The 24,525-nt window shown below is 63.6% G+C and carries 24 protein-coding genes and 1 tRNA gene; 13 read left to right on the top strand and 12 right to left on the bottom strand.

Annotated features, from left to right (window positions below; genetic code table 11):
- Positions 1 to 47: 47 nt before the first annotated feature.
- Both glp and moaB read right to left on the bottom strand, forming a co-directional pair.
- On the bottom strand, positions 48 to 1,262 hold the full coding sequence (glp, locus tag ACA097_RS22630) for a gephyrin-like molybdotransferase Glp (RefSeq protein WP_371366139.1): 1,215 nt from the start codon (positions 1,260 to 1,262) through the stop codon (positions 48 to 50).
- The gene (gene moaB / locus ACA097_RS22625; RefSeq protein ID WP_371366137.1) at positions 1,259 to 1,798 is read right to left on the bottom strand and encodes a molybdenum cofactor biosynthesis protein B; all 540 of its coding nucleotides are present in this window, start codon (positions 1,796 to 1,798) and stop codon (positions 1,259 to 1,261) included. Before moaB ends, glp begins: the two co-directional genes overlap by 4 nt.
- A 70-nt stretch (positions 1,799 to 1,868) precedes the next feature.
- On the opposite strand from moaB, the gene mobA reads away from it, so the two are divergent.
- The 3 genes from mobA to ACA097_RS22610 all read left to right on the top strand — a co-directional run bounded on the left by mobA (position 1,869) and on the right by ACA097_RS22610 (position 3,014).
- On the top strand, positions 1,869 to 2,477 hold the full coding sequence (gene mobA / locus ACA097_RS22620) for a molybdenum cofactor guanylyltransferase MobA (protein ID WP_371366135.1): 609 nt from the start codon (positions 1,869 to 1,871) through the stop codon (positions 2,475 to 2,477).
- Between the two features lie 89 nt (positions 2,478 to 2,566).
- Positions 2,567 to 2,788, top strand: coding sequence for a YgdI/YgdR family lipoprotein (locus ACA097_RS22615; RefSeq protein WP_043253507.1), 222 nt, complete (start codon positions 2,567 to 2,569; stop codon positions 2,786 to 2,788).
- A 149-nt stretch (positions 2,789 to 2,937) separates the two neighbouring features.
- Positions 2,938 to 3,014, top strand: a tRNA-Pro gene (locus tag ACA097_RS22610).
- 103 nt (positions 3,015 to 3,117) lie between these two features.
- Here the strand turns inward: ACA097_RS22610 and ACA097_RS22605 are convergent.
- From ACA097_RS22605 to ACA097_RS22595, 3 genes are all read right to left on the bottom strand, one after another.
- Positions 3,118 to 3,993, bottom strand: a complete 876-nt coding sequence (locus ACA097_RS22605; RefSeq protein ID WP_371366133.1) for an NAD(P)-dependent oxidoreductase — start codon at positions 3,991 to 3,993, stop codon at positions 3,118 to 3,120.
- Positions 3,994 to 4,074: 81 nt separating this feature from the next.
- Positions 4,075 to 4,314 (bottom strand): glutaredoxin family protein, encoded by a 240-nt coding sequence (locus ACA097_RS22600; protein ID WP_043253509.1) that lies wholly within the window; start codon positions 4,312 to 4,314, stop codon positions 4,075 to 4,077.
- 14 nt (positions 4,315 to 4,328) lie between these two features.
- The gene (locus ACA097_RS22595) at positions 4,329 to 4,898 is read right to left on the bottom strand and encodes a TetR/AcrR family transcriptional regulator (RefSeq protein WP_371366130.1); all 570 of its coding nucleotides are present in this window, start codon (positions 4,896 to 4,898) and stop codon (positions 4,329 to 4,331) included.
- 168 nt (positions 4,899 to 5,066) lie between these two features.
- Between ACA097_RS22595 and ACA097_RS22590 the strand changes: the two genes are divergently transcribed.
- The 3 genes from ACA097_RS22590 to ACA097_RS22580 all read left to right on the top strand — a co-directional run bounded on the left by ACA097_RS22590 (position 5,067) and on the right by ACA097_RS22580 (position 8,085).
- On the top strand, positions 5,067 to 5,663 hold the full coding sequence (locus ACA097_RS22590) for a glutathione S-transferase family protein (RefSeq protein ID WP_371366128.1): 597 nt from the start codon (positions 5,067 to 5,069) through the stop codon (positions 5,661 to 5,663).
- Positions 5,664 to 5,740: 77 nt separating this feature from the next.
- Positions 5,741 to 6,607 carry an MBL fold metallo-hydrolase gene (locus tag ACA097_RS22585; protein WP_043253512.1) on the top strand — a complete coding sequence of 289 codons (867 nt, stop codon included), beginning with the start codon at positions 5,741 to 5,743 and terminating at the stop codon, positions 6,605 to 6,607.
- Positions 6,608 to 6,801: 194 nt separating this feature from the next.
- Complete coding sequence (locus ACA097_RS22580; RefSeq protein ID WP_371366126.1) at positions 6,802 to 8,085, top strand: OprD family porin; 1,284 nt, start codon at positions 6,802 to 6,804, stop codon at positions 8,083 to 8,085.
- A 144-nt stretch (positions 8,086 to 8,229) separates the two neighbouring features.
- Here ACA097_RS22580 and ACA097_RS22575 read toward each other — a convergent pair whose 3' ends face one another.
- Positions 8,230 to 9,438: an ammonium transporter gene (locus ACA097_RS22575; RefSeq protein ID WP_371366124.1), complete on the bottom strand. Its 1,209-nt coding sequence runs from the start codon at positions 9,436 to 9,438 to the stop codon at positions 8,230 to 8,232.
- Entirely contained in the window at positions 9,422 to 9,646 is a 225-nt protein-coding gene (locus ACA097_RS22570) for a hypothetical protein (protein ID WP_160287743.1), read from the bottom strand. The genes ACA097_RS22575 and ACA097_RS22570 overlap by 17 nt, the downstream gene beginning before the upstream one ends.
- Positions 9,647 to 9,859: 213 nt before the next feature.
- On the opposite strand from ACA097_RS22570, the gene ACA097_RS22565 reads away from it, so the two are divergent.
- The 5 genes from ACA097_RS22565 to ACA097_RS22545 all read left to right on the top strand — a co-directional run bounded on the left by ACA097_RS22565 (position 9,860) and on the right by ACA097_RS22545 (position 13,554).
- A complete protein-coding gene (locus ACA097_RS22565; protein ID WP_043253515.1) occupies positions 9,860 to 10,177 on the top strand; it encodes a YqjD family protein in 318 nt (105 codons plus the stop codon).
- A 3-nt stretch (positions 10,178 to 10,180) separates the two neighbouring features.
- Positions 10,181 to 10,567 (top strand): phage holin family protein, encoded by a 387-nt coding sequence (locus tag ACA097_RS22560; protein WP_371366122.1) that lies wholly within the window; start codon positions 10,181 to 10,183, stop codon positions 10,565 to 10,567.
- Positions 10,564 to 10,905, top strand: coding sequence for a hypothetical protein (locus tag ACA097_RS22555; RefSeq protein WP_043253517.1), 342 nt, complete (start codon positions 10,564 to 10,566; stop codon positions 10,903 to 10,905). Before ACA097_RS22560 ends, ACA097_RS22555 begins: the two co-directional genes overlap by 4 nt.
- An 88-nt stretch (positions 10,906 to 10,993) precedes the next feature.
- Positions 10,994 to 12,154 carry an EAL domain-containing protein gene (locus tag ACA097_RS22550; RefSeq protein ID WP_043253518.1) on the top strand — a complete coding sequence of 387 codons (1,161 nt, stop codon included), beginning with the start codon at positions 10,994 to 10,996 and terminating at the stop codon, positions 12,152 to 12,154.
- Between the two features lie 68 nt (positions 12,155 to 12,222).
- Positions 12,223 to 13,554 carry a deoxyguanosinetriphosphate triphosphohydrolase gene (locus ACA097_RS22545; protein ID WP_160287745.1) on the top strand — a complete coding sequence of 444 codons (1,332 nt, stop codon included), beginning with the start codon at positions 12,223 to 12,225 and terminating at the stop codon, positions 13,552 to 13,554.
- Positions 13,555 to 13,562: 8 nt separating this feature from the next.
- On the opposite strand, the gene ACA097_RS22540 is transcribed toward ACA097_RS22545, so the two are convergent.
- The 3 genes from ACA097_RS22540 to ACA097_RS22530 all read right to left on the bottom strand — a co-directional run bounded on the left by ACA097_RS22540 (position 13,563) and on the right by ACA097_RS22530 (position 18,690).
- On the bottom strand, positions 13,563 to 17,267 hold the full coding sequence (locus ACA097_RS22540; protein WP_371366119.1) for a transporter substrate-binding domain-containing protein: 3,705 nt from the start codon (positions 17,265 to 17,267) through the stop codon (positions 13,563 to 13,565).
- An 8-nt stretch (positions 17,268 to 17,275) separates the two neighbouring features.
- On the bottom strand, positions 17,276 to 17,902 hold the full coding sequence (locus ACA097_RS22535) for a response regulator transcription factor (protein ID WP_043253520.1): 627 nt from the start codon (positions 17,900 to 17,902) through the stop codon (positions 17,276 to 17,278).
- A gap of 443 nt (positions 17,903 to 18,345) precedes the next feature.
- Positions 18,346 to 18,690, bottom strand: a complete 345-nt coding sequence (locus tag ACA097_RS22530) for a YggL family protein (protein WP_371366116.1) — start codon at positions 18,688 to 18,690, stop codon at positions 18,346 to 18,348.
- 252 nt (positions 18,691 to 18,942) lie between these two features.
- On the opposite strand from ACA097_RS22530, the gene dacB reads away from it, so the two are divergent.
- Positions 18,943 to 20,385 (top strand): D-alanyl-D-alanine carboxypeptidase/D-alanyl-D-alanine-endopeptidase, encoded by a 1,443-nt coding sequence (gene dacB, locus ACA097_RS22525; RefSeq protein ID WP_043257496.1) that lies wholly within the window; start codon positions 18,943 to 18,945, stop codon positions 20,383 to 20,385.
- Positions 20,386 to 20,406: 21 nt separating this feature from the next.
- Here dacB and rlmKL read toward each other — a convergent pair whose 3' ends face one another.
- Complete coding sequence (gene rlmKL, locus ACA097_RS22520) at positions 20,407 to 22,590, bottom strand: bifunctional 23S rRNA (guanine(2069)-N(7))-methyltransferase RlmK/23S rRNA (guanine(2445)-N(2))-methyltransferase RlmL (RefSeq protein WP_371366114.1); 2,184 nt, start codon at positions 22,588 to 22,590, stop codon at positions 20,407 to 20,409.
- A gap of 458 nt (positions 22,591 to 23,048) precedes the next feature.
- Between rlmKL and rmf the strand changes: the two genes are divergently transcribed.
- Positions 23,049 to 23,267: a ribosome modulation factor gene (gene rmf / locus ACA097_RS22515; RefSeq protein WP_084166675.1), complete on the top strand. Its 219-nt coding sequence runs from the start codon at positions 23,049 to 23,051 to the stop codon at positions 23,265 to 23,267.
- Between the two features lie 85 nt (positions 23,268 to 23,352).
- Here the strand turns inward: rmf and ACA097_RS22510 are convergent, their stop codons facing one another.
- Entirely contained in the window at positions 23,353 to 24,384 is a 1,032-nt protein-coding gene (locus ACA097_RS22510; RefSeq protein ID WP_043253523.1) for a quinone-dependent dihydroorotate dehydrogenase, read from the bottom strand.
- Positions 24,385 to 24,525 lie beyond the last annotated feature (141 nt).

The following is a 24,525-nucleotide window of genomic DNA, read 5'->3' as shown; positions in this document are numbered from 1 at the left end:
CTCCACAGCGGAGTCTGTTCGCGAGCAAGCTCGCTCCTACAAGAGCATCAGTTCAGCACTTCGCTCAGCGGAATGAAGGGCAGCATCTCGCCCTCTTCCAGCGTCCGCCCTTCGCGCACCTCCACCAGACCGTCTGCCCAAGCCGCGCTGCGCAGCACGCCGGAGCTCTGGTTCGGGTAGAGCAGCGCGCGGCCATTCTCCAGGCGCGCGCGCAGGTACTCGCGGCGGTTTCCAGCGTGTTTCCAGGCGAACCCGGCGGGTACTTCGAAGCGCAACGGCGCTACCTCCTCCACACCCAGACGGCGCAGCAGGTAGGGGCGCGCCAGCAGCGCGAAAGTCACCAGGGTCGAAGCCGGGTTGCCCGGCAGGCCGATCACCGGCACGCCCTGATAGTGGCCGACGGTCAACGGCTTGCCCGGCTTGATCGCCAGCTTCCACAGCGACAGCTCGCCGGCTTCGCGCAGCGCCGCGCCCAGGAAGTCCGCCTCGCCCACCGATACGCCACCGGTCGAAAGAATGAGATCGACGCCAGCCAGCGAGCCCAGCACTTCGCGGGTCTTCGCCAGGTCGTCGGGCAGGATGCCGGCGTCCACCACTTCGCAACCACTGCGCAGCAACCAGGCCTTCAGCAGCGCGCGGTTGCTGTTGTAGATCTGCCCTAGCGCCAGCGGCTTGCCCGGCTCGACCAGTTCGTCGCCGGTGGACAGCAAGGCCACGCGCGGTTTGCGTCGCACCGACAGTTCGGCCTGGCCGAGCGAGGCGGCCAGGCCCAGCTCGATGGCACCCAGGCGCGTACCGGCGGGCAGCACGCATTCGCCCTTGAGGGTTTCCTGGCCTTGCGGGCGCACATGCTGACCGAACTTCAACGGCTGGAGGAAGCGCACGCGGCCATCGGCCAGGACCTCGACGTTCTCCTGCATCTCCACGCAATCGGCGCCTTGCGGCAGCGGAGCGCCAGTGAAAATGCGCGCGCAGGTACCGAGTTGAAGAGCTTCAGGCGCCACACCGGCGAAGATTTTCTGGCTCACGGCCATGGGCTCGCCCTGCCAGTCGGCAAGGCGCAGCGCGTAACCGTCCATGGCGCTGTTGTCCCACGGCGGCAGATCGAGACCGGAAAGCAGCGGCTCGGCCAGCACGCGGCCATCGGCCTCGCCCAGCGACACGCGTTCGACTTCGTTGATCGGCGTCTGCCGCGCCAGGTCGAGCAGACGCTCCAGCGCCTCCTCGACCGGCAGCAGGCCGGGCTTGTCGCAGCCGCTCATCCGCGGCTCTCGCAGGGCGCGGCTTTCTTCAGGTGGGTGACGAAATTGCACGGCCGATGACGCGCATCCAGCTGCTCGGCGAGGATGCCGTCCCAGGCGGTGCGGCAGGCGTTGGTCGAACCCGGCAGGCAACACACCAGGGTGCCGTTGGCCAGGCCCGCCAGGGCGCGCGATTGCACGGTAGAGGTGCCGATATCGGCCACCGAAATCTGCCGGAACAGCTCGCCGAAACCGTCCACCACCTTATCCAGCAGGCAGGTCACCGCCTCGGGGGTGCTGTCGCGGCCGGTGAAACCGGTGCCGCCAGTAATCAGCACCACCTGCACGTCATCTTCGGCGATCCACTGCGCGACCTGCGCACGGATGCGGTAAAGGTCATCCTTCAGCAGCACGCGAGCAGCCAGGTTATGACCCGCAGCAGTGAGGCGGTCGACGAAGAGTTGCCCGGAGGTGTCGGTTTCCAGGGTTCGGGTGTCACTGACGGTGAGAACGGCGATATTGAGCGGCACGAACGCCGGCGCGGCCTGATGGCTCATGGGAGGGGAACCTTGCTTGTGAGACGGGGTGCCCGGTGTTATATCACAGGCCCCCCCCGGAGACCGCGCCATGCCCGAACCCCCCTTGCTCCCCTGCTCCGTGCTGCTGCTCGCTGGTGGTCGCGGCCAACGCCTGGGCGGTCGCGACAAGGGGTTGGTGGAGTGGCACGGACGCCCGCTGATCGAGCACCTCCACCAGTTGGTGCGGCCGCTGACAGACGACCTGATCGTCTCCTGCAATCGCAACGCCGATCGCTACGGCGCCTACGCCGATCGCCTGGTACAGGACGACACGCCGGATTACCCCGGCCCCCTAGCCGGCATTCGCGCCGGGTTGGCCGTCGCCCGCCATCCCTGGTTGCTGGTGCTGCCTTGTGATGCGCCCTGCATCGACGGGGCACTGATCGATGATCTGCGCCGTGCGGCGCAAGCCGATCCTGCTCATCCGCATATGCTGCATGACGGCGAGCACTGGGAGCCGCTGTTCTGCATCATTCCCCGCGCGCTTGCCGCGGCGGTGGAGCAAGCCTGGCAACGCGGCGAACGCAGCCCGCGGCATGTGCTGCTGCCGCTGGGAGCCCAGCCCGTGCATTGCGCACCGAACGACCCGCGACTCGCCAACCTGAACACGCCCGACCTGTTGCAGGAAGATTCTCAAGCAGAGAATTTCTCGCCATAGATCGAGCTTTCGCGGGGAACCTTACTGATAGCATCCCGGTCCGAACGCTTGTATCCCTTTGCAAATGGCTTCGTACAGGAGAAACACCAATGATCAAACGGACCCTTCCCGCTTTCCTGCTGGCACTCGGCATGGGTGCACTGGCCGGCTGCTCGAGTCCGAGCGTCATTACCATGAACGACGGTCGCGAAATCCAGTCCGTCGACACTCCGGAATACGACAGCAGCACCGGCTTCTATGAATTCGAGCAACTGGATGGCAAGCGCGTGCAGGTGAACAAGGACCAGGTGCGTAGCGTGAAGGATCTCTGATCCGCTTGCGCCCAACGCGAAAGACGCCCCGCAGGACCCCGAGTCCCGCGGGGCGTCTGCGTTTTCGTGAAGGGGAAAAAATATTTTCAGAAATTTTTCGCTAACCCCTTGTGCGTCAAAAGTTTTTCGGTAGAATGCGCGCCATCAAACGGAGCGTAGCGCAGCTTGGTAGCGCGTCTCGTTCGGGACGAGAAGGTCGCTGGTTCGAATCCAGTCGCTCCGACCAAACCCGAAAAAACCCGCCTTAACCGGCGGGTTTTTTATTGCCTGCGATTTTTCCAGGCGGCAAAAAGCCCGCCCCTTCGGCGGGCTTTTTCATGCCCGGTGAATCAGTCCTGCCCCGAGCGCCGCATGGCCACCTGCGCCAGCGCCGCCCAATCGCGCTCGCCATCTCCCTGGGCGATCGCCTCGAGCAAGTTGTCGCGCAGCACGCTGGCGAAGGGCAAGGGCACATGGCGGCTCTGCCCCGCCGCGAGCGCCAGGCCGACATCCTTCAGCCCAAGCACCAGGCGGAAGCCCGCCGGCTCGTAGCGCCGCTCGGCAATCTGCGCGCCGTAGTTGCGATACACCGGCGCGTTGAACAGCGTGTTGCCCATGATCTCCAGAAACTGCGCCGGCGCCACGCCATAGCTCTGGGTCAGGGCAGCCGCTTCGCCCATGGCCTCGATGGCACTGGCGATCATGAAATTGCCGGCGATCTTCACCGCGACGGCACTCAGCGGGTCCTCGCCGAGCGGCCAGGTCTTCTGCCCCATCGCATCGAGCAACGGCTGGACCTTGTCGATGGCCGCCTGCGGACCGGCAGCGAGGATATTCAGCTTGCCGGCCGCCGCGACTTCGACGCGACCGAACACCGGAGCCGCAATGTAGGTAGCGCCACACTCACGGTGCCGCTCGACCAGCTCCGTCACGAAGGCCGCGGACAGGGTCGCCATGCCGAGGTGGATCAGACCAGGCTTGGCCGAAGCCAGTGCGCCGCTATCGAGCACAACGCTGCGAGTCGCCGCGTCATCGGCGAGCATGGTGACGACCACGTCGGCATCGAAGGCTTGCTGCGGTTCCGCCGCCAGCGTCGCGCCCTGGGCGAGAAGCGGCTCGGCGAGCGCCGGCGAACGGTTCCACACGCACAGTTGATGGCCGGCCTTGAGCAGGTTGGCCGCCATGCCGGCGCCCATGCCACCCAGACCGAGGAATCCGATTTTCATGCTGCTGTCTCCGAGAGGAAGGTAAGACAGCGGAAGACTGACACAGCGCAGCGGGCTTTGTAGGGCGCCCGCGCGCAAAAGTCATTTGCGCAGGAAAGTGGCCACCTGCTCAGCATCGAACGGCCAGTTCAACTCGGCGCCATTGTCGCAGCGGCGCAGCACCGGAATGAGCAGGCCGTAGCGTTCGACCCATTCCTCACGCTCGGCGATGTCCACCAGTTCGACCAGCAGACCGTGCTCGACGAAGGGCATCATCACCTGCTCGGCCACCTCGCAGAGATGGCAGCCTAGGGTTCCCAGCAACTGGCATTCAGGACTCATCCCGCCCTCCTCCGTCATAGTCCTGCACTCCGCAGCAGGATGTCCGCCGCCTCGCGGGCCTCCAGGGCCTGGTCGGCCGGACCGTGCATGTGCGCCATGACCAACACGCCTTCCATCAAATATTGCAGCTGTCGCGCCAGCTTGCCTGGCTCGGCGAGCCCGAGCCGCTGCAGTTGCTCATGGAAGAAGCGCTCGATGAAGTCCTTGTGCTCGGCGGCCTGCCGGTGGATCGGATGCTCGCGATCATGAAACTCCGCTGCCGCATGGATGAACGCACAACCGCGGAAATCGCTCTGCTGCAGATAGCCATGCAACGAGTCGAACACCACCAGTATCGCCTCGCGCGGCGGCAGGCGCGCGCCTGCGCGGAAGTATTCGAGGCTGCGCGCATGGCGTGCCTCCAGCGCCGCCAGGATCAGCTCGTCCTTGGACTTGAAGTGCTTGTACAGGGTCATCTTCGCCACCCCGGACTCGGCGAGGATGCGATCGATACCGGTGGCGTGATAGCCCTCCCGGTAGAAAAGCACGAGGGCGGTATTGAGCAATTGCTCGCGCTTGCTGGATGACGGGTTGCTGGACGACATGGGCACCTCCTGGCCCGCCATTATGCGCGAGCCTCGCCAAGGCTTGAACCGCCGGACGAGGACCGTTCCCGCACTGCCGCGGAATTTTCGCTTGAAATAGACAGACCTGTCTGTCTAATATCCAGCAAAAGCGTTCCGATAACAACCCGCAAACAGGGGAACACCGCGATGAAACTCCATGACGTCCCGCTTTCCGGCAATTCGTACAAGGTCCGCCTATTCCTCAATCTGCTCGGCCTGCAAGCCGAACAGATCAACGTCGACCTGCGCAGTGGCGAACAGAAACGCCCGGCCTTCCTCGCCATCAACCCCCGCGGCCAGGTCCCGGCGCTGGAGGACGGCGACTATCGCCTGGGCGACTCCCAGGCCATCCTGGTCTACCTGGCACGCCGCTACGCCCCGTCCTACTGGTACCCGCTGGATGCCGAGACCCAGGGCCGCATCGCCCATTGGCTGAGCTTCGCCGCCAACGAGATCCAGCACGGCGTGGCAAGCGCACGAATCATCCAGGTGTTCAAGGGGCCGGGCGACCTCGCCAGTGCACAGTCCAAGGGGCGCCAGTCACTTGAGTTGCTCGACGGCGTGCTGCGCGAGCAGACCTGGCTGGCGGCTACCAACGAGCCGACCATCGCAGACGTGGCGGTTTATCCCTACGTAGCCCTGGCCGGCGAAGGCGGCGTGGATCCCTCGGCCTATCCCTGGGTTCAGGCCTGGCTGGATCGCGTACGCGCCCTGCCCCGCTACTTGCCGTTGCCGGCGCTCTAGGCCAAGCCCCCTGATATGACGGCGAATCGGGGCGCGTGCCCCTTCGCCTTACCTGCCTGTAAACGGAGATTGAAAGGATGCGCCTGTCTCACCTGCTGCTTGCCCTGTCGCTTGGGCTGTCCAGCCTGCCCGCCCTTGCCGACGGCCTGCGCTTCGCCGTGGTGCGCACGTCCGGGGTCACCACCCTCGATGCCTTGACCGTGGCCGATGGCTCCTGGACCGAGAAGGTCCGGATGAACCACATGGCGGTGCTGATCCAGCATCACGCCGCCACCCTGCTGTTCGATACGGGGCTGGGTAGCCAGGCCGAAGCCCAGTTCCGCCAGGACATGCCCTGGTGGGACAAGCCGTTGTTCCGCTTCGGCCAGGTTTCGCCCGTGCGCGACCAGCTCGCCGGCAGCGGCATTCGCATCGACAGAATCCTGCTGTCCCATGCGCACTGGGACCACGCTTCCGGCCTGTCGGACTTCCCCGACGTACCGGTCTGGGCGCCCTACGCGGAAATCGACTACGCGCACATTGCCACGCCACCGGCGGTCTTCCCCAGCGAGTTCAGCGCCAGCACACGCTGGCACCCTTATGCCTTCTCCCCGACGCCCTTCCTGGCCTTCGACGAAAGCCTCGACCTGTTCGGCGACGGTAGCCTGGTGCTGGTGCCCATGCCCGGCCATACGCCTGGCTCGGTGGGATTGTTCATCACCCTGGAGAACGGTCGCCGCTACTTCTTCAGTGGCGATACCAGTTGGCGCCTCAAGGGTTTCAGCGGCCCGCGACAGAAGTTCTGGGCCAGCAGCCGACTGGTCGACCAGAACCGCGAGCAGACCCTGGCGCAATTGGCGAAGGTCCACGAGATGCTCATCGCCCACCCGGAGATCACCGTGATTCCGGCCCACGACGCCGACGCGCAGGACCGCCTCGGCTACTACCCGCAGTGGGTGCAATAAACCCTGAACTCCTCGCAAACCCACGGAACACGGGATATCCCAGCAAATCAGGAGGATATCCCGGCAATCAGCGACTAAGGTCTAAGGGTCGGAAAAAGCCTGTAATGATTTAGTAGGCAGGCTGTAACAGATCGACGTGCCGGCGTGGTTCCGGCATCACCGAACTGACCAAAGCGCTCGAGGAGACAATAACAATGAGCAAGACTCCGATCGCCCGCGCCGTGGCCATGGCCACGCTGGGTTCCAGCTGCATCATCCCCGCCCTGGCCCACGCCGACTTCATCTCGGACAGCAAGGCCAACATCGAACTGCGCAACTTCTACTTCAACCGCGACTTCCGTACCTCCACCCCGGCCCAGCAGAACAAGGCCGAGGAATGGGCGCAGGGCTTCATCCTGAAATACGAATCAGGCTACACCGAGGGCACCATTGGCGTGGGTGTGGACGCCATCGGCATGCTCGGCCTGAAGCTCGATTCCAGCCCGGACCGCACCGGCACCGGCCTGCTACCCAAGCAGGCGGACGGTTCGGCCCCGGACGACTACAGCAAGTTGGGCGCCACCGCCAAACTGCGCTACGAGAAGAACGTGGTGAAGGCCGGCACCCTGATTCCCAAACTGCCGGTGATTGTCGCCAACGACACTCGCCTGCTGCCACAGGTGTTCCTGGGCAGCTCGCTCAACTCCACCCAGCTCGACGGCCTGACCTTCGACGCCGGCCGGCTCAACCAGACCAACCTACGTGACTCTTCCGACTACCAGGAGATGAGCATCACCAGCGGCGGCAAGAAGAACATCAGCTTCACCAAGGGCACTACCACCAACGAGTTCGACTTCGCCGGCGGCACCTACGCCTGGACCAAGAACTTCAGCACCGGCTACCACTACGGCCAGCTGGAAGACTTCTACAAGCAGCACTTCCTGACCGCCCTCTGGACCCTGCCGATCACCGACGGCCAGTCGCTGAAGACCGACCTGCGCTTCGCCAAGTCCAACGACGACGGCAGCAGCAACGTCGACAACAAGGCGATCAACGCCATGCTCACCTACAACCTGGGCTACAACGCCTTCGGCCTGGGTTACCAGAAGATGAGCGGCGACACTGGTTTCGCCTACATCAACGGCACCGATCCCTACCTGGTGAACTACGTCCAGATCCTCGACTTCGCCAACAAGGACGAGAAGTCCTGGCAAGCCCGCTACGACTACAACTTCGCCGGCCTCGGCATCCCCGGCCTGACCTTCATGACCCGCTATATCAAGGGCGACAGCGTCGACCTGCTGACCAGCAACGACGAAGGCAAGGAATGGGAGCGCGATACCGACATCGCCTACGTGTTCCAGGACGGCTATCTGAAAGGCTTCGGCGTGAAATGGCGTAACGCGACCACCCGCAGCAACTTCGCCAACAACCTCGCAGCGAGTAACAACGTGGACGAGAACCGCTTGATCCTGAGCTACACCACGCCCCTGTGGTAATCGGCATCCGGGAGGCCGCCCTGGCGGCTCCCGGTGACTACGCTCCCTTGGTTTCAGCCCCGTTACGACGGGGCTTTTTTCTGGTTCTTCGCAGACTCTGGGGGAACAGGCTGCGCGCCGGCCTTGCACCGACGCGCCAACGGCTCAGTCGTGGCTAAGCGCACCGATCTTGTGGATCGACAGGTCGGCGCCGTAGTACTCCTCCTCCTGGCTCAGACGAATGCCCACGGCGCTCTTGATCGCGCCATACACCAGGAGGCCACCCGCGAAGGCGATGAGCACACCGAGCAGGGTGCCGAGCGTCTGGCTGGCCAGGCTGACGCCGCCCAACCCGCCCAGCGCCGGCTGCGCAAACACCCCGCAGGCGATGCCGCCCCAGGCGCCGCACAGGCCGTGCAGCGGCCACACGCCCAGTACGTCGTCGAGTTGCCAGCGTGTTTGCGCCGCAGTGAACGCCCAGACGAACAAGGCACCAGCGACCAAGCCGGTGGCGAGCGCGCCAATCGGGTGCATCAGGTCGGAACCGGCACACACCGCCACCAGCCCCGCCAGCGGGCCGTTGTGCAGGAAGCCCGGGTCATTGCGACCGACCAGCAGGGCCGCCATGGTGCCGCCGACCATCGCCAGTAGCGAGTTGACCGCCACCAGGCCGCTGGCGTGATCCAGGGTCTGCGCGCTCATCACGTTGAAGCCGAACCAGCCGACGATGAGGATCCACGAACCCAGCGCCAGGAACGGGATGTTCGAAGGCGCGAAGGCCACCAGCCGCCCCTCGCGATAGCGGCCGTTGCGCGGCCCCAGCAACAGCACGGCGGCCAGCGCCAGCCAACCACCGAAGGCGTGCACCACCACCGAGCCGGCAAAGTCATGGAAGGACGCACCGAACTCCAGCTTCAGCCACTCCTGCAGGCCGTGGTTGCCGTTCCACACCAAACCCTCGAAGAACGGATAGACCAGGCCGACAATCAACGCCGTGGCGCACAGTTGCGGGACAAACTTGGCGCGCTCGGCGATGCCACCGGAAATGATCGCCGGGATGGCCGCGGCGAAGGTCAGCAGGAAGAAGAACTTGACCAGCGCATAGCCGTTCTCCGCGCTCAGCTCGGCAGCCGGCTTGAAGAAGTCCACGCCATAGGCCACCCAGTAGCCGACGAAGAAGTACGCCAGGGCGGAAATGGCGAAGTCCGAAAGGATCTTCGAGAGCGCATTGACCTGGTTCTTCAGACGCACCGTGCCCACCTCGAGGAAGGCGAACCCGGCGTGCATGGCCAGCACCATCACGGCGCCCATCAGGATGAACAGGGTGTTGGAACCGTGGATCAGGGTTGCCACGGCGCTATTGAGGTTTTCCATGGGTATCGGCAGTCCCGGCTTCGACTGAAAAAGCACCAAAAAAGCTCACCGCCCGAACCCAATGCACCAGCTTGCAGCGCCAGCGCACCGAGATGGCTCCACAGGTTGCCCCAGAAGGCGTCATGGGAACTTGTGACAGTGTTTGGTTTTTTTGATTTTTCTCTTGTCTTTCAGCTATTTGATTGGTTTTTTCGCGCCAGCAGGACATCCCTGAACGCCCCTCGATAGGGCACTCCGCCCGACTCGCGCACCACGACATTGCAAGCGGCATACCACGCAACAATGAAAGCGCCCGAGCGCAGACTGGTCTTCACTGAGCAGGCACATGCGTCGCCGCTTTGCCGTACAGTGCGAGGAAACTTCCTACGGTCGCGCCGGCTCGAAACTTCTGACATCTGGCCAATAAACAAGGAGACACCCCATGCCTCGCAAATCCAATGCGAATGCCACCACGGACGCGCTGCTGGCCGAGTTCCAGGCGCTGGTAGCCGACACCGAGAAACTGCTGCAGACCTCCACCGAGCTCGCCGGCGAAGAAGCCGATCGCCTGCGCGACCAGCTGCGCAGCGGCCTCCACCGTGCACGCGAACGCATCGATGCCGCGCAAGAAAGCGTCCGCGAGCACGGCAAGGCCGCCGTCGACGCGACCGAGGACTATGTGGGCGAACACCCCTGGCAGGCCGTTGGCCTGGCAGCCGGCGTCGGCTTCCTGCTCGGTCTGCTGGTGGGACGGCGCTGATCCATGAGTGACGCACCGCACGCCACGGACGCCAACCGCGGCCCTTCCCTGCGGCGCTCCGGCGCCGCCTTCCTCGGCCTGCTGCAGGGCCACGTCGAACTCTTCGGCCTGGAGCTGCAAGAGCAGAAAGCCCGCACCCTGGCCCTGCTGCTGTTCGCCGGCCTGGCTCTGGTCTTCGCCCTGCTCTTGCTGATGGGGCTGTCGCTGCTGGTGCTCGTACTGTTCTGGGACGAGCACCGGCTGGCCGCCGTGCTCGGGCTTTGCCTGTTCTATTGCGCCGGCGGCGCACTCTGCGCCCTGCGCCTGCGCAGCCTGATGGAAGACGACAGCTCGCCGTTCAGCGCGACCCTGGAAGAACTGGCGCGGGATAAGGAGCATCTGCTGCGATGAGCGAACAGCCACGACTCTCCGCGCGCCCTTCGCGCCAGGAGTTGCGCAAGGCCATCGTGCGCCTGCGCCTGGAGGTGCAGCGTCAGGAGCTACGCCAGGAAATGCACCAGCTGATGCAGCCGCTACAACACGTGCGCGAGATGGGTGAGGGTCTGCGCCGACAGCTCCCGGCCAGCGCGCCGCTATGGGCAGCCGGTGGCGCCGGGCTCCTCGCACTGGTGCTGGGGCGCAATCGACGCCTGCGACGAATGCTGCGTCTGGGCCTTCTGTTGATCCCGCTGCTGCTCGAAGCGCGATCGCGAAATCGCTCCGAATCCGGCGACGAAAAAGCCCCTTGAGGCACCCTGGCTACATTCTTGCTTCAAAAGAGGGCAAACAGGAGGTGCGCGCCACCTCCTCCGCCACCTACCACTAAGGATGTGTCCCTTGATCGACGGGCAACCGATCGCCTACTTCCAGCCCTTCATCGACACCGCGACCGGCCTGATCGCCGGCGTCGAGGCCCTCGGCAGGCTGCGCCTGGATGATGGCCGGCTGGTTTCCGTAGGACCGCTGTTCGTCGACCCGAAAGTCTCCCCCGCCGCCCTGCGCCGCCTCGACCGGCAGATCCGCGACGACGCCCTGGCGCGGCTGCACCAGGCGCCGAAGGACTGGTTCCTCAGCCTGAACATCTCGCCGCGCTGGGTCGGCCGCCTGCGCCCCAATCAGCCGCTGCCGAGCCTGCGCCAACTGCAGCAGCACGGTGTCGATCCGCGCCGCGTGGTGTTCGAGATCACCGAACTCAGTGGCGGCTATCTGCGCCTGCCGGAAGTGGTCGCGCGTTATCGCCAGGCCGGCGCGCGCGTCGCCATCGACGATTTCGGCGCCGGCTATTCGCAGCTCGACCGCGTGCTCACCCTGCAACCGGACATCCTCAAGCTGGACATGCGCCTGTTCCAGCAGGCTGCACGCGGCGGCCCCAGCGGCGAAGTGGTCAAGGCCCTGGCACAGATGGCGGAAAAGACCGGCTGCTGGATCATCGCCGAGGGCGTCGAAACCGAAGACGAAATGGACTTCGCCCTGGAGTGCGGCGCGCGCTTCGTGCAGGGATTCCTGTTCGCCAAGCCCGCCCTGGAGTTCCCGGCCAGCGATGCCTACCTGGAGACGTTCGGCAAGCTGCGCGACCGCTATGTGCGGCGCAAACTGCAGGAGCGCGCCGGGCTGATCCAGCTGCGCCGCCAACTCGCCGAGCTGATCAGCAACCTGCGCCCCTGGGCCGAAAGTGGCGCGATGCTCAGCAGCCTTCCCGCTCCGGAAGGCTTCCCGCGTCTGCTGCGCATCTACCAGTGCGACCGCCACGGCACGCAGATCTCGCCAAACCTGGAGTGGAACGGCTTGTTCTGGAAAGAGGACCGCCGCTACCTCGGCCACAACTGGTCATGGCGCCCGTACTTCTACCAACTGCTTGCCGAAGGCTGGGAAGAACGCCGACTGACCCTGTCGAACACCTACCGCGATGCGACCTCGAACCAGTACTGCATGACTGCCGGGCTGTTCATCGAACACAACCGCCTGCTGCTGATCGACATAGACGCCGAAGGCCTCTGACGCAACGATTGAGATTGCCGCGCGCAGGGGGTAGCGTGGCCGCATCCCTCGAGCAACCGGACGAGCGAATGGACTGGCATACCCTGCTTCCCCGCGAGCGCCTCGGCAAACCCGTGCACAGCAGCGCGGAACTTGGCCGCAGCGCCTTCCACAAGGACCACGACCGCATCATCTTCTCCGGCGCCTTCCGGCGCCTGGGACGCAAGACCCAGGTCCACCCCGTATCCAGCAACGATCACATCCATACGCGCCTGACGCATTCCCTGGAGGTAGGCTGCGTCGGCCGCTCGCTCGGCATGCGCGTGGGCGAGATGCTCCGCGACGAGCTCCCGGAATGGTGCGACCCGAGCGACCTAGGGGTGATCGTGCAGTCGGCGTGCCTGGCCCACGACATCGGCAACCCGCCTTTCGGCCACTCCGGCGAAGACGCCATCCGTCACTGGTTCCAGCAAGCCGCCGGGCGCGGCTGGCTGGACGACATGGACAGCGACGAGCGCGCCGACTTCCTGCACTTTGAAGGTAACGCCCAGGGCTTCCGCGTACTCACCCAACTGGAATACCACCAGTTCGACGGCGGCATGCGCCTGACCTACGCGACCCTCGGCTGCTACCTGAAATATCCCTGGACGGCGCGCCACGCAGAATCGCTCGGCTACAAAAAGCACAAATTCGGTTGCTACCAGAGCGAGCTGCCGCTGCTCGAGCAGATCACCGCGAAACTGGGCATGCCGAAGCTGGAAAACGAGCGCTGGGCGCGGCATCCGCTGGTCTACCTGATGGAGGCCGCCGATGACATCTGCTACGGCCTGATCGACCTGGAGGACGGACTGGAAATGGAGCTGCTCGACTACCCGGAGGTGGAGGCACTGCTGCTCGACCTGGTCGGCGACGACCTGCCGGAAACCTACCGCCAGCTCGGCCCCAGCGACTCGCGCCGGCGCAAGCTGGCGATCCTTCGCGGCAAAGCCATCGAGCACCTGAGCAACGCCGCCGCGCGGGCCTTCGTCGAGCAGAAGCAACGTTTGCTCGCCGGCAGCCTCGAAGGCGACCTGGTCGAGCACATGAGCGGCCCGGCCAAGCGTTGTGTGCAAAGGGCCAAGGCTTTGGCGCGGGAAAAGATCTTCCAGGACAAGCGCAAGACGCTGCACGAGATAGGCGCGTACACCACCCTGGAAATCCTCCTCAATTCGTTCTGCGGCGCTGCCCTGGAACAACACGGCGGACGCACGCCTTCGTTCAAGAATCAGCGCATCCTCGACCTGCTCGGGCACAACGCACCCGATCCGCAGTGGCCGCTATACAGGTCCTTCCTGCGGGTGATCGATTTCATCGCCGGAATGACCGACAGCTACGCCACTGAAATGGCAAGGGAGATGACCGGGCGTTCAAGCCCGGTCTGACGACGACCTCACTCCTTGGACGCTTCGTCGTCGATGGTGCTCGCGGTACGACCCGTGAACCGCTGGCGATGATCGAGCAGGCGCTCCTGCAGAAGCTCGAGCGCCTGTACCACCCGCTGCACGTTGTGCTTCAGCAGGTCCTGCTCCGCGCAGCCGGAGCAGGACTCCTCCAGCGTGACGCAACACTCCCGCAGGTCATCCGCCTCGACCATCCTCGCCGCGCCCTTGATGCGATGCGCCAACTCGCCCAGCTGCAGGCGATCACCAGCGAGCAACGCGAGTTCCAGCTGCTCCGCATCGGCAGCGTTGCTGGCGATCAGCTCGTCGACCAGCTTGCGAATGAGCACGGGGTCGTCCCCCGACAATTTACTCAGGCACTGGATCTCCGCGGGTTCCCAAGCTGTTGCGGACACTTCATCCACAAGCTGGCTCCGCAGGGCTAGCTGCAACCGCTGCAGATGCTGACGCAGTTGATCGAGACCGATCGGCTTGAACAGGCAGTCGTCCATGCCGGCGGCTTTGCAGCGGGCAACCTCATCTGGCTGTGCGTTGGCCGTGAAACCCAGGATCGCCATGCGTTCCACACCGGCCTCGTGCTCCAGCTCACGAATTCGCCGGGACAGGTCGTAACCATTGAGCATCGGCATGTTGCAGTCCGTGACGATCAGGTCGAACCCGCTCGGACGCCAAAGCCGCAGCGCCTCTTCGCCATCGGCCGCCATCGCTACGTGATGGCCGAGATGCTGCAACTGCTGAACCAGCAACATGCGATTGGGCGCATGGTCATCGACGATCAGAACGCGCAGCGGCACTTGCGCAAGACGCTCCGGCGGTGCGAACAGTTCCTTCTGCACCTCAATAGGCTCGAGCACCTGCACCGCCAATCTGACCCACACCTGCGTTCCAACGCCAGGCGTACTGACCAGCCGCAGCGTTCCCCCCATCATCTCGGTCAGCTTGAGACAGATGTTCAGGCCAAGACCGGTTCCGCCGGCGCTCGCCCCGGCGCTTCCAGGCACCTGACTGAACGGCTCGAACAATAGCTTCTGGTCACTACCGGAAATTCCGATGCCGCTGTCTTCCACGCACAGATTCAAGTCCATCCGACGCCCCGGCAGTTGCTCGCCGGTTACATGAATGCGGACGTAACCACGCTCGGTGAACTTGATCGCATTGCTTACCAGGTTGGAGAGAATCTGCTTGAAGCGCAGCGGATCTAGCAGCACCTCGCAGGCAGCCTCCTCTTCCAGCTCAAGCTTGAGCAGCAGCCCCTTCTGCCGCGCCAGGCCATCGAAGACGCGCACGACCGACTCGATCAGCTCACCTAGTCTGGCCCGCTCAGGCAAAAGACTCAGCCGACCAGACTCGATCTTCGCCACGTCGAGGATGTCGCCGATAAGCAGCAGCAACGATCGGGCCGAATCGTACGCGACGCGGATGGGGTCCTGCTCACCACAGTCGCCACAATTCGAACGGACCAACGCCAGCTCCAGCATGCCGATCACCGCATTCATCGGCGTACGGATCTCATGGCTCATGGTCGCCAGGAACGTACTTTTCGCCCGGCTGGCGGCCTCGGCCTGTTCCTTGGCAATTGCTAACTGCTGGTTGAGCCGTTCGCGATCAGTGACGTCGACCCAGCCACAAACCAGACCCTTTACCTTGCCCGTGCGTAACTTGTACGGCGTGACCCAGTGAAAGATCCGCCGCAATTCGCCATTGATCTGTACCACCCGGTCGCCTGCATGGGGTTGTCCATCCGCCATGACCTGGAGGTATTCCTGATGCAGTTGCTCCGACTGCCCTGCCGGCATCCAGCCGCACTCGGTCAATCGCGTGTTCTGCACTTCTTCGCGCGCAATGCCTATGGCTTGGAGGAACGCCCGGTTGCACGTCAGCAGGCGCCCATCGGCATCTCTAACCGAAACAGGCTGAGGGATCGCATCAATTAGAACGCGTTTGAACTCGAGGCGATCCTCGAGCTCCAGCTTGGCGCGCTCGCGGTAGCGCACCTTGGCCACTAGATAACGGTTCCATAACAGGAACAGCAGCAGCAAGGTCAGCGCTCCCCAGAGCAGCCAGTAGAACTGCTCGCGGTAGCCGCCCCAAATGCTCTCGGGTGCGGCACCAGTCGCCGACCAGCGGCTTATGATCGCCGCCATATCCTCGGGTGAGATCGCCAGGATCGCCTTGTTGAGGATGCTTAGTAGTTCGGGTTGTCCACGTGCTACCGCGAAGGAAAACGAGATGGGCTCCAGGTCCAACGTGGCAGCAAGGCGCAGGTCTCGATAGTAGCGACCGACCTGATAGGTGGCGGTCAGCATGGGTTGCAGCGCCACATCCACCCGGCCGTCCTGAAGCATGGGCAACGTTTCACCGATGCTGTCGAGTGGGACCAGGTGCGCCCGCGGGTATTTGGCGCGCATGTAGGGTGCCACGACACTACCGTTGACGATGGCCACACGCTTGCCCTCCAGGTCGTCGGTGGTGTGCAGCCAATCACTGACTTTGTGCGATACCACAACGACCGACGTACTCAGGTATGGGCGAGTGAATTCCATCTGTGCTTCTCGCCCTCGGGAAAGCGGCATTGCCACCAAGGCATCCACCTCTCCTCGATGCAGCTCAGTCTCCAGGTCGCTCAGAGAACGATTGGGTCGCACTTCGAAATGCAGCCCGGTTCGGGCCTCGATCAGCTCAAGCAGGTCGGCCGCAATCCCGCGGAAGTTTCCCTGCTCATCGAGGAAGGTCAAGGGCGCCAGGGATGGGTCGACTCCCAGTCGCAGCCGCGGGTTTCTTTCCAGCCAGCGCTGCTCTTGAGGGGTGAGTGCGAGACGATGCTGTGACATCGCGAAGACACCGCCGGCACTCCAGCGTTTCTGCAGCGCCACTTGCTGCCGGGGATTGATGCTGTCCAGAGCCTTGTTGATGATCTCGAGGAGCGGACCCGCTTCATCCCTTGCCGCAAAGCTGAACCCGGCTCTATCGAAGTTCGCGAAGTTGAGCAGCCTGAGGTTTACCAGATAGTTCTGGCTGATCAGGTACTGGGCACTCAAGGCATCGCCGACATAAGCGTCCGCCTGCCCCAGAGCGACGGACTCCAGGGCTCGCCGCGCGGAGTCGAACTGCACGACTTCAGCGTGCGCGTAGTGCTGGTCGAGCTCATCCGGCGACAGGTAATCGGCTGCGACCGCCACGCGCTTGCCGGCCAGTGGGTCATCACCCTGCAGACGCAGTCGCTGCGGCCCGACAATGATCGGCTGATTGCTGAGATAGGGGTTCGACAACAGCAGGCCTGGCGTTTCCATCTCGAAATTACTGGCTCGGCCAAGCAGGTCGATCTCTCGGCTACGCAGTGCCTCGATCGCTGGGGTGCGAGATGCAAACCGGCGAACCTCGACTCTGATGTTCAGCGCATCGCTCAGCATCCCGAGCACGTCCGCCGTCACGCCCTCCAGATCGATACCGCTGCGGGTGATGTCCAACGGCGGATAGTCTGGCGCGATGACACCTACAACCAGCACCCGCTTTTGCCGCAACCATTGCCAATTGGATTCGGGAAGGTCGACCTGGACCCTTTCGGTACCAGCCCGTGCCAAAAGGCTCAACACCTGCGCGGGCCGATCCACTGCCAGATCGTCAGCGTAGCCCGAAGCCCAGGGCACACTTGTTAAGGCAATGGCGGCCAGCAGGTGCTTGAGCCAAGCGCTCATTCCAGGCATCAGACCAGGGCGTTGCGCTTGGCGAAGTCGATCAGGTCCACCAAGCTGTGCGCATTCAACTTGAGCAAGAGACGTGTCTTGTACGTACTGACGGTCTTGTTGCTGATGAACATCTGCTCCGCGATGTCCTTGTTCGTGAAGCCATTGGCCAGATATTGCAGAACAGACATTTCGCGGTCGGACAGCCGGCGTATGAGTTCAGCGTCATCCACCGCCCCCATGTTCTTCCGCGAGGGACGCACCGCGATGCTCGGGAAGTAGCTGTACCCTGCCGCCACCGCATTTACCGCGTTGACCAGTTCACCCAGGCCACCTTGTTTGCAGACGAAGCCGGAGGCTCCGGCCTGCATGCAGCGCATGGCGAAGAGAGAGGCGTTCTGCCCGGTCAGCACGAGAATCTTCATCGACAATCCAAGCGCAGTCAGGCGACTTATGACCTCCAGACCATCAAGTTTGGGAATTCCGATATCCAGAACTACCAGTTCCGGCAACAACTCCCTGGCAACGGACAAGGCATCGACGCCATTGTCGGTCTCGCCGAGGATGGTATGTCCGTCCTTCTCCAGCAGTACGCGCATCGCCATGCGGATAACGGGATGATCATCGACAATCAGCACCTTGCTCATACTTACGTTCCTGCTCCGATTGTGGGGCTGGCGTAAGATATCGCCCTAGGATGGGCTGTCGAGATCAGGAACGGCGCATTTCCGCGCATTAAGTAGTTTCCTACAAATGCACTATCAAATTCCTACGCAACATACAGAATCCACTCTCAGAAGGCCTCTAAAGCCCACTCAATGACTTCAATTGGTACCCAGGCTGCCCATTGCGAGCCGCGCTGAAAAGGTACTCATTGATGACGAATCAGCAGACCTTCCAATCGGGCACCAGTCTCTCGAGAGATTACGTGCGGAATGTCCTACACCTTATGCATTTCCCCAGTAGAGAAGATTCGGACGATAAGAAGAGTTCCGGGAGGGGACAGTGCTCTTCAGGGCGCGCGGTTCATTGCCTGACAGCAACCCGCGCCAGAGACGCCGGGCCATGGAAAGCGCCCGGCGAGTCAAGATCAGGATGGCGAATGAATGGGCTGATCCGGGTACCAGGCATCCTGCAGCGGACTGACCGAGAATCCGCTCAATTCGGAACTCTTCGCCAGCCACCCCTCTACCGCACCGCGCTGCTCCTCGCTGACCGAGCCACGACGCGCCAGGCAGACAAAACCGAAATCCTCCACACCAGTGAAAGCCAGGCCATTGCCGGTGATCGCCTGTTGGAGGAACTGCCCCAGGAACGCCTGCTTCGTCGGTGCATCCAGCTCGTCGCGATACTGCAGGCTCAGCTCGAATCCAAGCTCCTGGAATTCATCGACACAAAGTTTCTTGCGCAAGCGACGCGAACGATTGCTGGCCATCTGACGGTTCTCCTCGGATCGAATGCCGCCCCGCGCACTCATTTGCGCTGCAGGGAATAAGGAAGGCACTTTAGCAACAACCCAGCGCCGCTCCCATGACATCCAGGAAAGAAAGCCCAGCGCATCCGGAAGCGGCTTACGGCATAATGCGCCAGCGCTTCCCTCGCCTCTTCGCGGAATCGCATTTTCAGCGTTTCTTTTTATCTTCACCCATTCAGTTCAATGCCCAGACCCGGGATTTCACCCTTGATCATGTTCAAATCCGTGCGTGTTCTTGCCCTCGCCGCTCTGCTACCATTCGCCGTGCCGACCCTGGCCGCTCCGATCAACACCAGCCTGCCGCCGCGAGTCGAAAAAGCCCTCAAGGCCAGCAAGCTCGATAACAATTCCCTGTCCCTGGTGAAGATTCCGCTGGACGGACCGGGCGTTCCCACCTATTTCAATGCCGACGTCTCGGTGAATCCGGCTTCGACCATGAAGCTTTTCACCACCTACGCGGCACTTGAGCTACTCGGCCCGACCTACCAGTGGAAGACCGAGTTTCTCACCGACGGCAAACTCAGCGACGGTGTGCTCAACGGCAACCTCTACCTCAAGGGCGGCGGCGATCCGAAACTGAACCTGGAGAAGCTCTGGCTGATGATGCGCGACCTGCGCGCCAACGGCGTGCTCAAGGTCACCGGCGATCTGATCGTCGACAACAGCTACTTCGTCCAGCCGCAGCTGCCGGTGTTCAACGACGACGGCAACGACGACAACAAGCCGTTCCTGGTCGGCCCCGACGCGGCCATGGTCAACCTGAAGAGCGTGCGCCTGGTGGTCCGTGGCGAAAGCAACCAAGCGACTGTGACGATGGACCCACCGCTGGCCAACGTTCGCATCGAGAACACAATCAAGATCACCGCCCCGGCCAATTGCCCGGCCTGGCCGAAGCTGCGCTTCATCCCGGAAACGCGCCCGGACGGCACCGTACTCGCCGCCGGCGGCGAGATTCCGCGCGGTTGCAGCGCACAGACCTACATGTCGCTGCTCGACCACCCGGCCTTCACCGCCGGCGCCGTGCGAGGCATCTGGCAGGAGCTGGGCGGCAGCATTGCCGGTCGCGACCGCCAGGGCAGCGTGCCGAAGAACGCTACCGTTCTGTCCCGAGCTATGTCGCCGGACACCGTCGAGATCATTCGCGACATCAACAAGTACAGCAACAACACCATGGCGCGGCAGGTCTTCCTGAGCATTGGCGCGCAGAACCGCACCAGCGCCGACGGAGACGATGGCAAGGCAGCGCAACGCGTAATCCGCCAATGGCTGGCGCGTAAAGGCATCACCGCCACTCACCTGGTGATGGAGAACGGCTCCGGCCTGTCGCGTGACGAGCGGGTCAGTGCCCGCGAGATGGCCGCCATGCTGCAGGCGGCCTGGCATAGCCCCTACGCGGCGGAATACATCTCCTCGCTACCGATCGTTGGCGTCGACGGCACCATGCACAAGCGCCTGAAACACACGCCCATGACCGGCGAGGCCCACGTCAAGACCGGCACCCTCAACACGGTGCGCGCCCTGGCTGGCTTCAGCCGCGACGCCAAGGGCAATAACTGGGTGGTGGTGGCGATCCTCAACAGCAACCGTCCCTGGGGCGCTTCGTCGATCCTCGACCAGGTGCTGCTCGACCTCTACGCCTCTACCCGCGACCAATGACGGCCGCGGGTTTCGGGCGCATCAGCGGGCGCTGATGCGCCAGGCGCGGTGGATCTTCTGATTGCGCGCGAAGTCCTGGTCCAGGGTCTGCGCGCTGATGTCCTCGACCTGGTAACGGGCGACCAGCCCGGCATCCAGCTCGAACTTGCGGAAGTTGTTGGAGAAATACAGCACACCGCCCTTGGCCAGGCGAGTCATTGCCAGGTCAATCAGCTCGACATGATCGCGCTGCACGTCGAACACCCCCTCCATGCGTTTGGAGTTGGAGAAGGTCGGCGGGTCGATGAAGATCAGCTCGTACTCGCCCCGATCCTCACGCAGCCACTCCATCACATCGCTCTGCACCAGCTTCTGCTTGTCGGAGAAACCGTTCAGCGACAGGTTGCGCCGCGCCCAGTCCAGATAAGTCTTCGACAGATCGACGCTGGTGGTGCTGCGTGCACCGCCCTTGGCCGCATGCACTGTAGCCGTCGCGGTGTAGCAGAACAGGTTGAGGAAACGCTTGCCCGCCGACTCGCGCTGGATGCGCAGGCGCATCGGGCGGTGATCGAGGAACAGGCCGGTATCGAGGTAATCAGTCAGGTTGACCAGCAACTTGACGCCACCCTCTTCCACTTCCATGAAGCGGCCTTCGGCATTCTGCCGCTCGTACTGCTTCTTGCCGGCCTGGCGCTCTCGGCGCTTGATGACGATGCGCTCGGTGGGAATCCCCAACGCCTGTGGCAGCGCCGCCAGCGCGTCGAGCAAACGAGACTGGGCCTTGGCCGGGTCGATGGACTTGGGCGCCGCGTATTCCTGCACGTGGGCCCAGTCGCGGTAGAGGTCGACGGCCAGTGCGTACTCGGGCATGTCGGCGTCATACAGGCGATAGCACTCGATCTTCTCGCGCTTGGCCCACTTGCCCAGTTGCTTGAGGTTCTTCTGCAGGCGATTGGCGAACATCTGGCCGCCTTCGCTCAGGCGCGCCTGCTCGATCACTGCGGTGCCCTGGGGCGCCACCGGCTCGCTGCGTTCGCTCCGGTCGCCGGTCACGAACTGGCGCGGGTCGACGTCCAGCATGATCAGCTTGCAGGGCAAGGCGCCGTTGAAGAACGCGTACTGCTTGTGGCTGCGGATGCCCATGCGCTTGCCCAGTTCCGGCGCGCCGGTGAACACCCCGGCACTCCAACCCATGCAGCTCTGGCGCAGGCGTTCGCCCAGGTGTTGATAGAGATAGAGCAGGCTGGCTTCGTCGCCCAGGCGCTCACCGTAGGGCGGGTTGCAGATGATCAGGCCCTTCTGGCCCTTGTCCGGGCGCGGCTCGAAGGTAGCCAGTTCGCCCTGGTAGATCTTCACCCACTCGCCCAGTCCGGCGCGCTCGATGTTGTTGCGTGCGGGCTGGATCAGTCGGGGATCGGCCTCGTAACCGCGAATCCACAACGGCGTGCGGGCCAGGCCGGCCGCGGCGCGCGCCTCGGCATCGCTCATCAGCTTGCGCCAGATCGCCGGGACATGGCCCAGCCAACGGTCGAAACCCCAGCGCTCGCGCTTGAGGTTTGGCGCGATGTCCGCCGCCATCAGTCCGGCCTCGATCAGGAAGGTGCCGACACCGCACATAGGGTCGGACAATGCACCGCCTTCTGCAGCGATCTTCGGCCAACCGGCACGGATCAGGACAGCCGCGGCGAGGTTTTCCTTCAGCGGCGCGGCGCCCTGCTGCAGACGGTAACCGCGCTGGTGCAGGCTGTGCCCGGAGAGGTCGAGGGACAGCACCGCCTGGCCGCGATCCAGGTGCAGGTGGACGCGGATGTCCGGGTTGACCTTGTCTACCGTCGGCCGCTTGCCGAACTCGGCGCGCAGGTTGTCGACAATGGCATCTTTCACCTTGAGCGCGCCGAAGTGGGTGTTGTCGATACCCGAGCCCTTGCCGCTGAACTCCACGGCAAGGCTGCCGCCGGCATCCAGATGCTCCTTCCAGTCGACCGCGCGCACGCCGAAGTAGAGGTCCTCGGCATTCGCCACCGGGAAGCGCGAAAGCACCAGCAGCACCCGGTTGGCCAGGCGCGACCAGAGGCACAGCCGGTAGGCCGTTTCCAGGTCGCCGTTGCCGCGCACGGCGGACACCTGCGCACGTGCGTCCTGCAGGCCCAGCGCCTGTGCCTCGTCGAGCAGCAGACCGTCGAGCCCCTTGGGACAGGTAAGGAAGAGTTCGTATTGTTCCGCCATCAGATTTCCCGAGCCAAAGCCCTTTTCAGCGGGACCGCCTGCGGCCCCTCGTTTCCGTAGTCGCACCACGGACACCCTAAATACCAAAGCCTTCCACAACGCTGCGACCCAAGGCCGCAACACGAGGCCCATTCGTCGGGATGAGAGCTTCTCTCAACTACCGACATATTCATTTACCACTCCGAGCAAACCCGCAGCCTGGCAGGCCTGCCGTCCGGCGAACGGTTTTCAGGCCGGGAAAACTTATGGCCTGAACCCCAGAAGAGTTACGTCCTTATGACAAAACGGTTGTTCACAGTGCCTGACGCCTTGGTTTAGAACTCAGCTTAACCCGTCGCCGCAAAGGTGTCGGGCGGGGTCAGTCACGCCGGCAACAGACCCCATAGGCGGAAACCTTCCGCCTGGCCTCCCTGGGGGGCCAACGGGACATAACAGTCAACAAGTGAGGGCAACACCCTATGAGAAGACTTAAGCGTGATCCGTTGGAAAGAGCCTTTTTACGCGGTTATCAGTACGGCATCAGCGGCAAATCCCGCGACCTCTGTCCGTTTACCCATCCGACCACCCGTCAATCCTGGCTCAATGGCTGGCGAGAAGGGCGCGGTGACAACTGGGATGGCCTCACCGGCACCGCCGGTCTTCAACGTCTGAATCAAATTCAACACGCCGGCAGCTGACCAAGGATCACACCGATTTCCTCAAGGCCGTCCCATCCGGGCGGCAGGGCGAAAGCCCAAGGGCTCCGAAAGGAGCCCTTTTTATTTATTGGCCCGCGCGACGCGCCTCGGCAATGGCGTCCACTGCCTCGCGGATCAGCGCCGGCCCCTTGTAGATGAACCCCGAATAGATCTGCACCAGGCTCGCCCCCGCAGCGATCTTCTCTGCCGCGTGAGCGCCTTCGGTGATACCGCCGGCAGCGATGATCGGCAGGCGCCCGCCCAGCTCACCCGCCAGCACCTTGACCACGTGAGTGCTCTTCTCGCGCACCGGCGCGCCCGAAAGTCCGCCCGCTTCGTTGCCGAACGGCAGCGACTCGACGCCTTCGCGGCCAAGGGTGGTGTTGGTCGCGATAACCGCATCCATGCCCGCCTCCAGCAACGCCGCGGCGACCATCGCGGTTTCCTCGTCGGTCATGTCCGGCGCGATCTTGATTGCCAGCGGCACGCGGCGACCGTGCTGGCCGGTCAGGGCCTCCTGGCGCTGGCGCAGGGCATCGAGCAGCTGCTTCAGCGAATCGCCAAACTGCAGGCTGCGCAGCCCCGGGGTATTGGGCGAGCTGACGTTGACGGTGATGTAGCTGGCATGGGCGTAAACCTTGTCCAGGCAGATCAGGTAGTCGTCCACGGCGCGCTCGACCGGCGTATCGAAGTTCTTGCCGATATTGATGCCCAGAACGCCGCTGTACTTGGCCGCCTTCACCCGCTCGATCAGATGATCAACGCCGTGGTTGTTGAAACCCATGCGGTTGATGATCGCCGTGGCTTGCGGCAGGCGGAACAGGCGCGGTTTGGGATTGCCCGGCTGCGGACGTGGCGTGACAGTGCCGATCTCGATGAAACCGAAGCCCAGTTGGCCGAATCCGTCGATGGCGTCGCCGTTCTTGTCCAGGCCGGCGGCCAGCCCGACCGGATTGGGGAAGCGCAGCCCCATGACCTCCACCGGCAAGCTGGCCGGCGCCTTGCACAGCAGGCTATTCAGGCCGAGGCGGCCGCCAGCGCCGATCAGGTCGATGGAAAGCTCGTGAGAGGTTTCCGGGGACAGTTTGAACAGCAGTTCGCGGGCCAGGCTATACATGGTCGGGCATCGGTCGGCAAAATGGGGCCGTAGTATAGCCGGCCAGCCTTGTTCGGCGCGAGGAGCCAGCACGCCACACGGCCGGCCAAGGAGCAGTTCCATCAGGGAGGAAGCAAAATTGTCGCGGTCCGCCAGCGCAAC

This window comes from Pseudomonas sp. QL9, assembly GCF_041409665.1.
In the GTDB taxonomy this organism is placed as follows: Bacteria; Pseudomonadota; Gammaproteobacteria; order Pseudomonadales; family Pseudomonadaceae; genus Pseudomonas; species Pseudomonas knackmussii.
Note: the sequence above shows the minus strand (reverse complement) of the source record. Positions and strands in the feature narration are given on the sequence as shown.

Bases quoted from the DNA above. Each gene is read 5' to 3' on its own strand.
- glp (WP_371366139.1), bottom strand. From the start codon at position 1,262: ATGAGCGGCTGCGACAAGCCCGGCCTGCTGCCGGTCGAGGAGGCGCTG.
- moaB (WP_371366137.1), bottom strand. From the start codon at position 1,798: ATGAGCCATCAGGCCGCGCCGGCGTTCGTGCCGCTCAATATCGCCGTT.
- mobA (WP_371366135.1), top strand. From the start codon at position 1,869: ATGCCCGAACCCCCCTTGCTCCCCTGCTCCGTGCTGCTGCTCGCTGGT.
- ACA097_RS22615 (WP_043253507.1), top strand. From the start codon at position 2,567: ATGATCAAACGGACCCTTCCCGCTTTCCTGCTGGCACTCGGCATGGGT.
- ACA097_RS22605 (WP_371366133.1), bottom strand. From the start codon at position 3,993: ATGAAAATCGGATTCCTCGGTCTGGGTGGCATGGGCGCCGGCATGGCG.
- ACA097_RS22600 (WP_043253509.1), bottom strand. From the start codon at position 4,314: ATGAGTCCTGAATGCCAGTTGCTGGGAACCCTAGGCTGCCATCTCTGC.
- ACA097_RS22595 (WP_371366130.1), bottom strand. From the start codon at position 4,898: ATGTCGTCCAGCAACCCGTCATCCAGCAAGCGCGAGCAATTGCTCAAT.
- ACA097_RS22590 (WP_371366128.1), top strand. From the start codon at position 5,067: ATGAAACTCCATGACGTCCCGCTTTCCGGCAATTCGTACAAGGTCCGC.
- ACA097_RS22585 (WP_043253512.1), top strand. From the start codon at position 5,741: ATGCGCCTGTCTCACCTGCTGCTTGCCCTGTCGCTTGGGCTGTCCAGC.
- ACA097_RS22580 (WP_371366126.1), top strand. From the start codon at position 6,802: ATGAGCAAGACTCCGATCGCCCGCGCCGTGGCCATGGCCACGCTGGGT.
- ACA097_RS22575 (WP_371366124.1), bottom strand. From the start codon at position 9,438: ATGGAAAACCTCAATAGCGCCGTGGCAACCCTGATCCACGGTTCCAAC.
- ACA097_RS22570 (WP_160287743.1), bottom strand. From the start codon at position 9,646: ATGTCCTGCTGGCGCGAAAAAACCAATCAAATAGCTGAAAGACAAGAG.
- ACA097_RS22565 (WP_043253515.1), top strand. From the start codon at position 9,860: ATGCCTCGCAAATCCAATGCGAATGCCACCACGGACGCGCTGCTGGCC.
- ACA097_RS22560 (WP_371366122.1), top strand. From the start codon at position 10,181: ATGAGTGACGCACCGCACGCCACGGACGCCAACCGCGGCCCTTCCCTG.
- ACA097_RS22555 (WP_043253517.1), top strand. From the start codon at position 10,564: ATGAGCGAACAGCCACGACTCTCCGCGCGCCCTTCGCGCCAGGAGTTG.
- ACA097_RS22545 (WP_160287745.1), top strand. From the start codon at position 12,223: ATGGACTGGCATACCCTGCTTCCCCGCGAGCGCCTCGGCAAACCCGTG.
- ACA097_RS22540 (WP_371366119.1), bottom strand. From the start codon at position 17,267: ATGAGCGCTTGGCTCAAGCACCTGCTGGCCGCCATTGCCTTAACAAGT.
- ACA097_RS22535 (WP_043253520.1), bottom strand. From the start codon at position 17,902: ATGAGCAAGGTGCTGATTGTCGATGATCATCCCGTTATCCGCATGGCG.
- ACA097_RS22530 (WP_371366116.1), bottom strand. From the start codon at position 18,690: ATGGCCAGCAATCGTTCGCGTCGCTTGCGCAAGAAACTTTGTGTCGAT.
- dacB (WP_043257496.1), top strand. From the start codon at position 18,943: ATGTTCAAATCCGTGCGTGTTCTTGCCCTCGCCGCTCTGCTACCATTC.
- rlmKL (WP_371366114.1), bottom strand. From the start codon at position 22,590: ATGGCGGAACAATACGAACTCTTCCTTACCTGTCCCAAGGGGCTCGAC.
- rmf (WP_084166675.1), top strand. From the start codon at position 23,049: ATGAGAAGACTTAAGCGTGATCCGTTGGAAAGAGCCTTTTTACGCGGT.
- ACA097_RS22510 (WP_043253523.1), bottom strand. From the start codon at position 24,384: ATGTATAGCCTGGCCCGCGAACTGCTGTTCAAACTGTCCCCGGAAACC.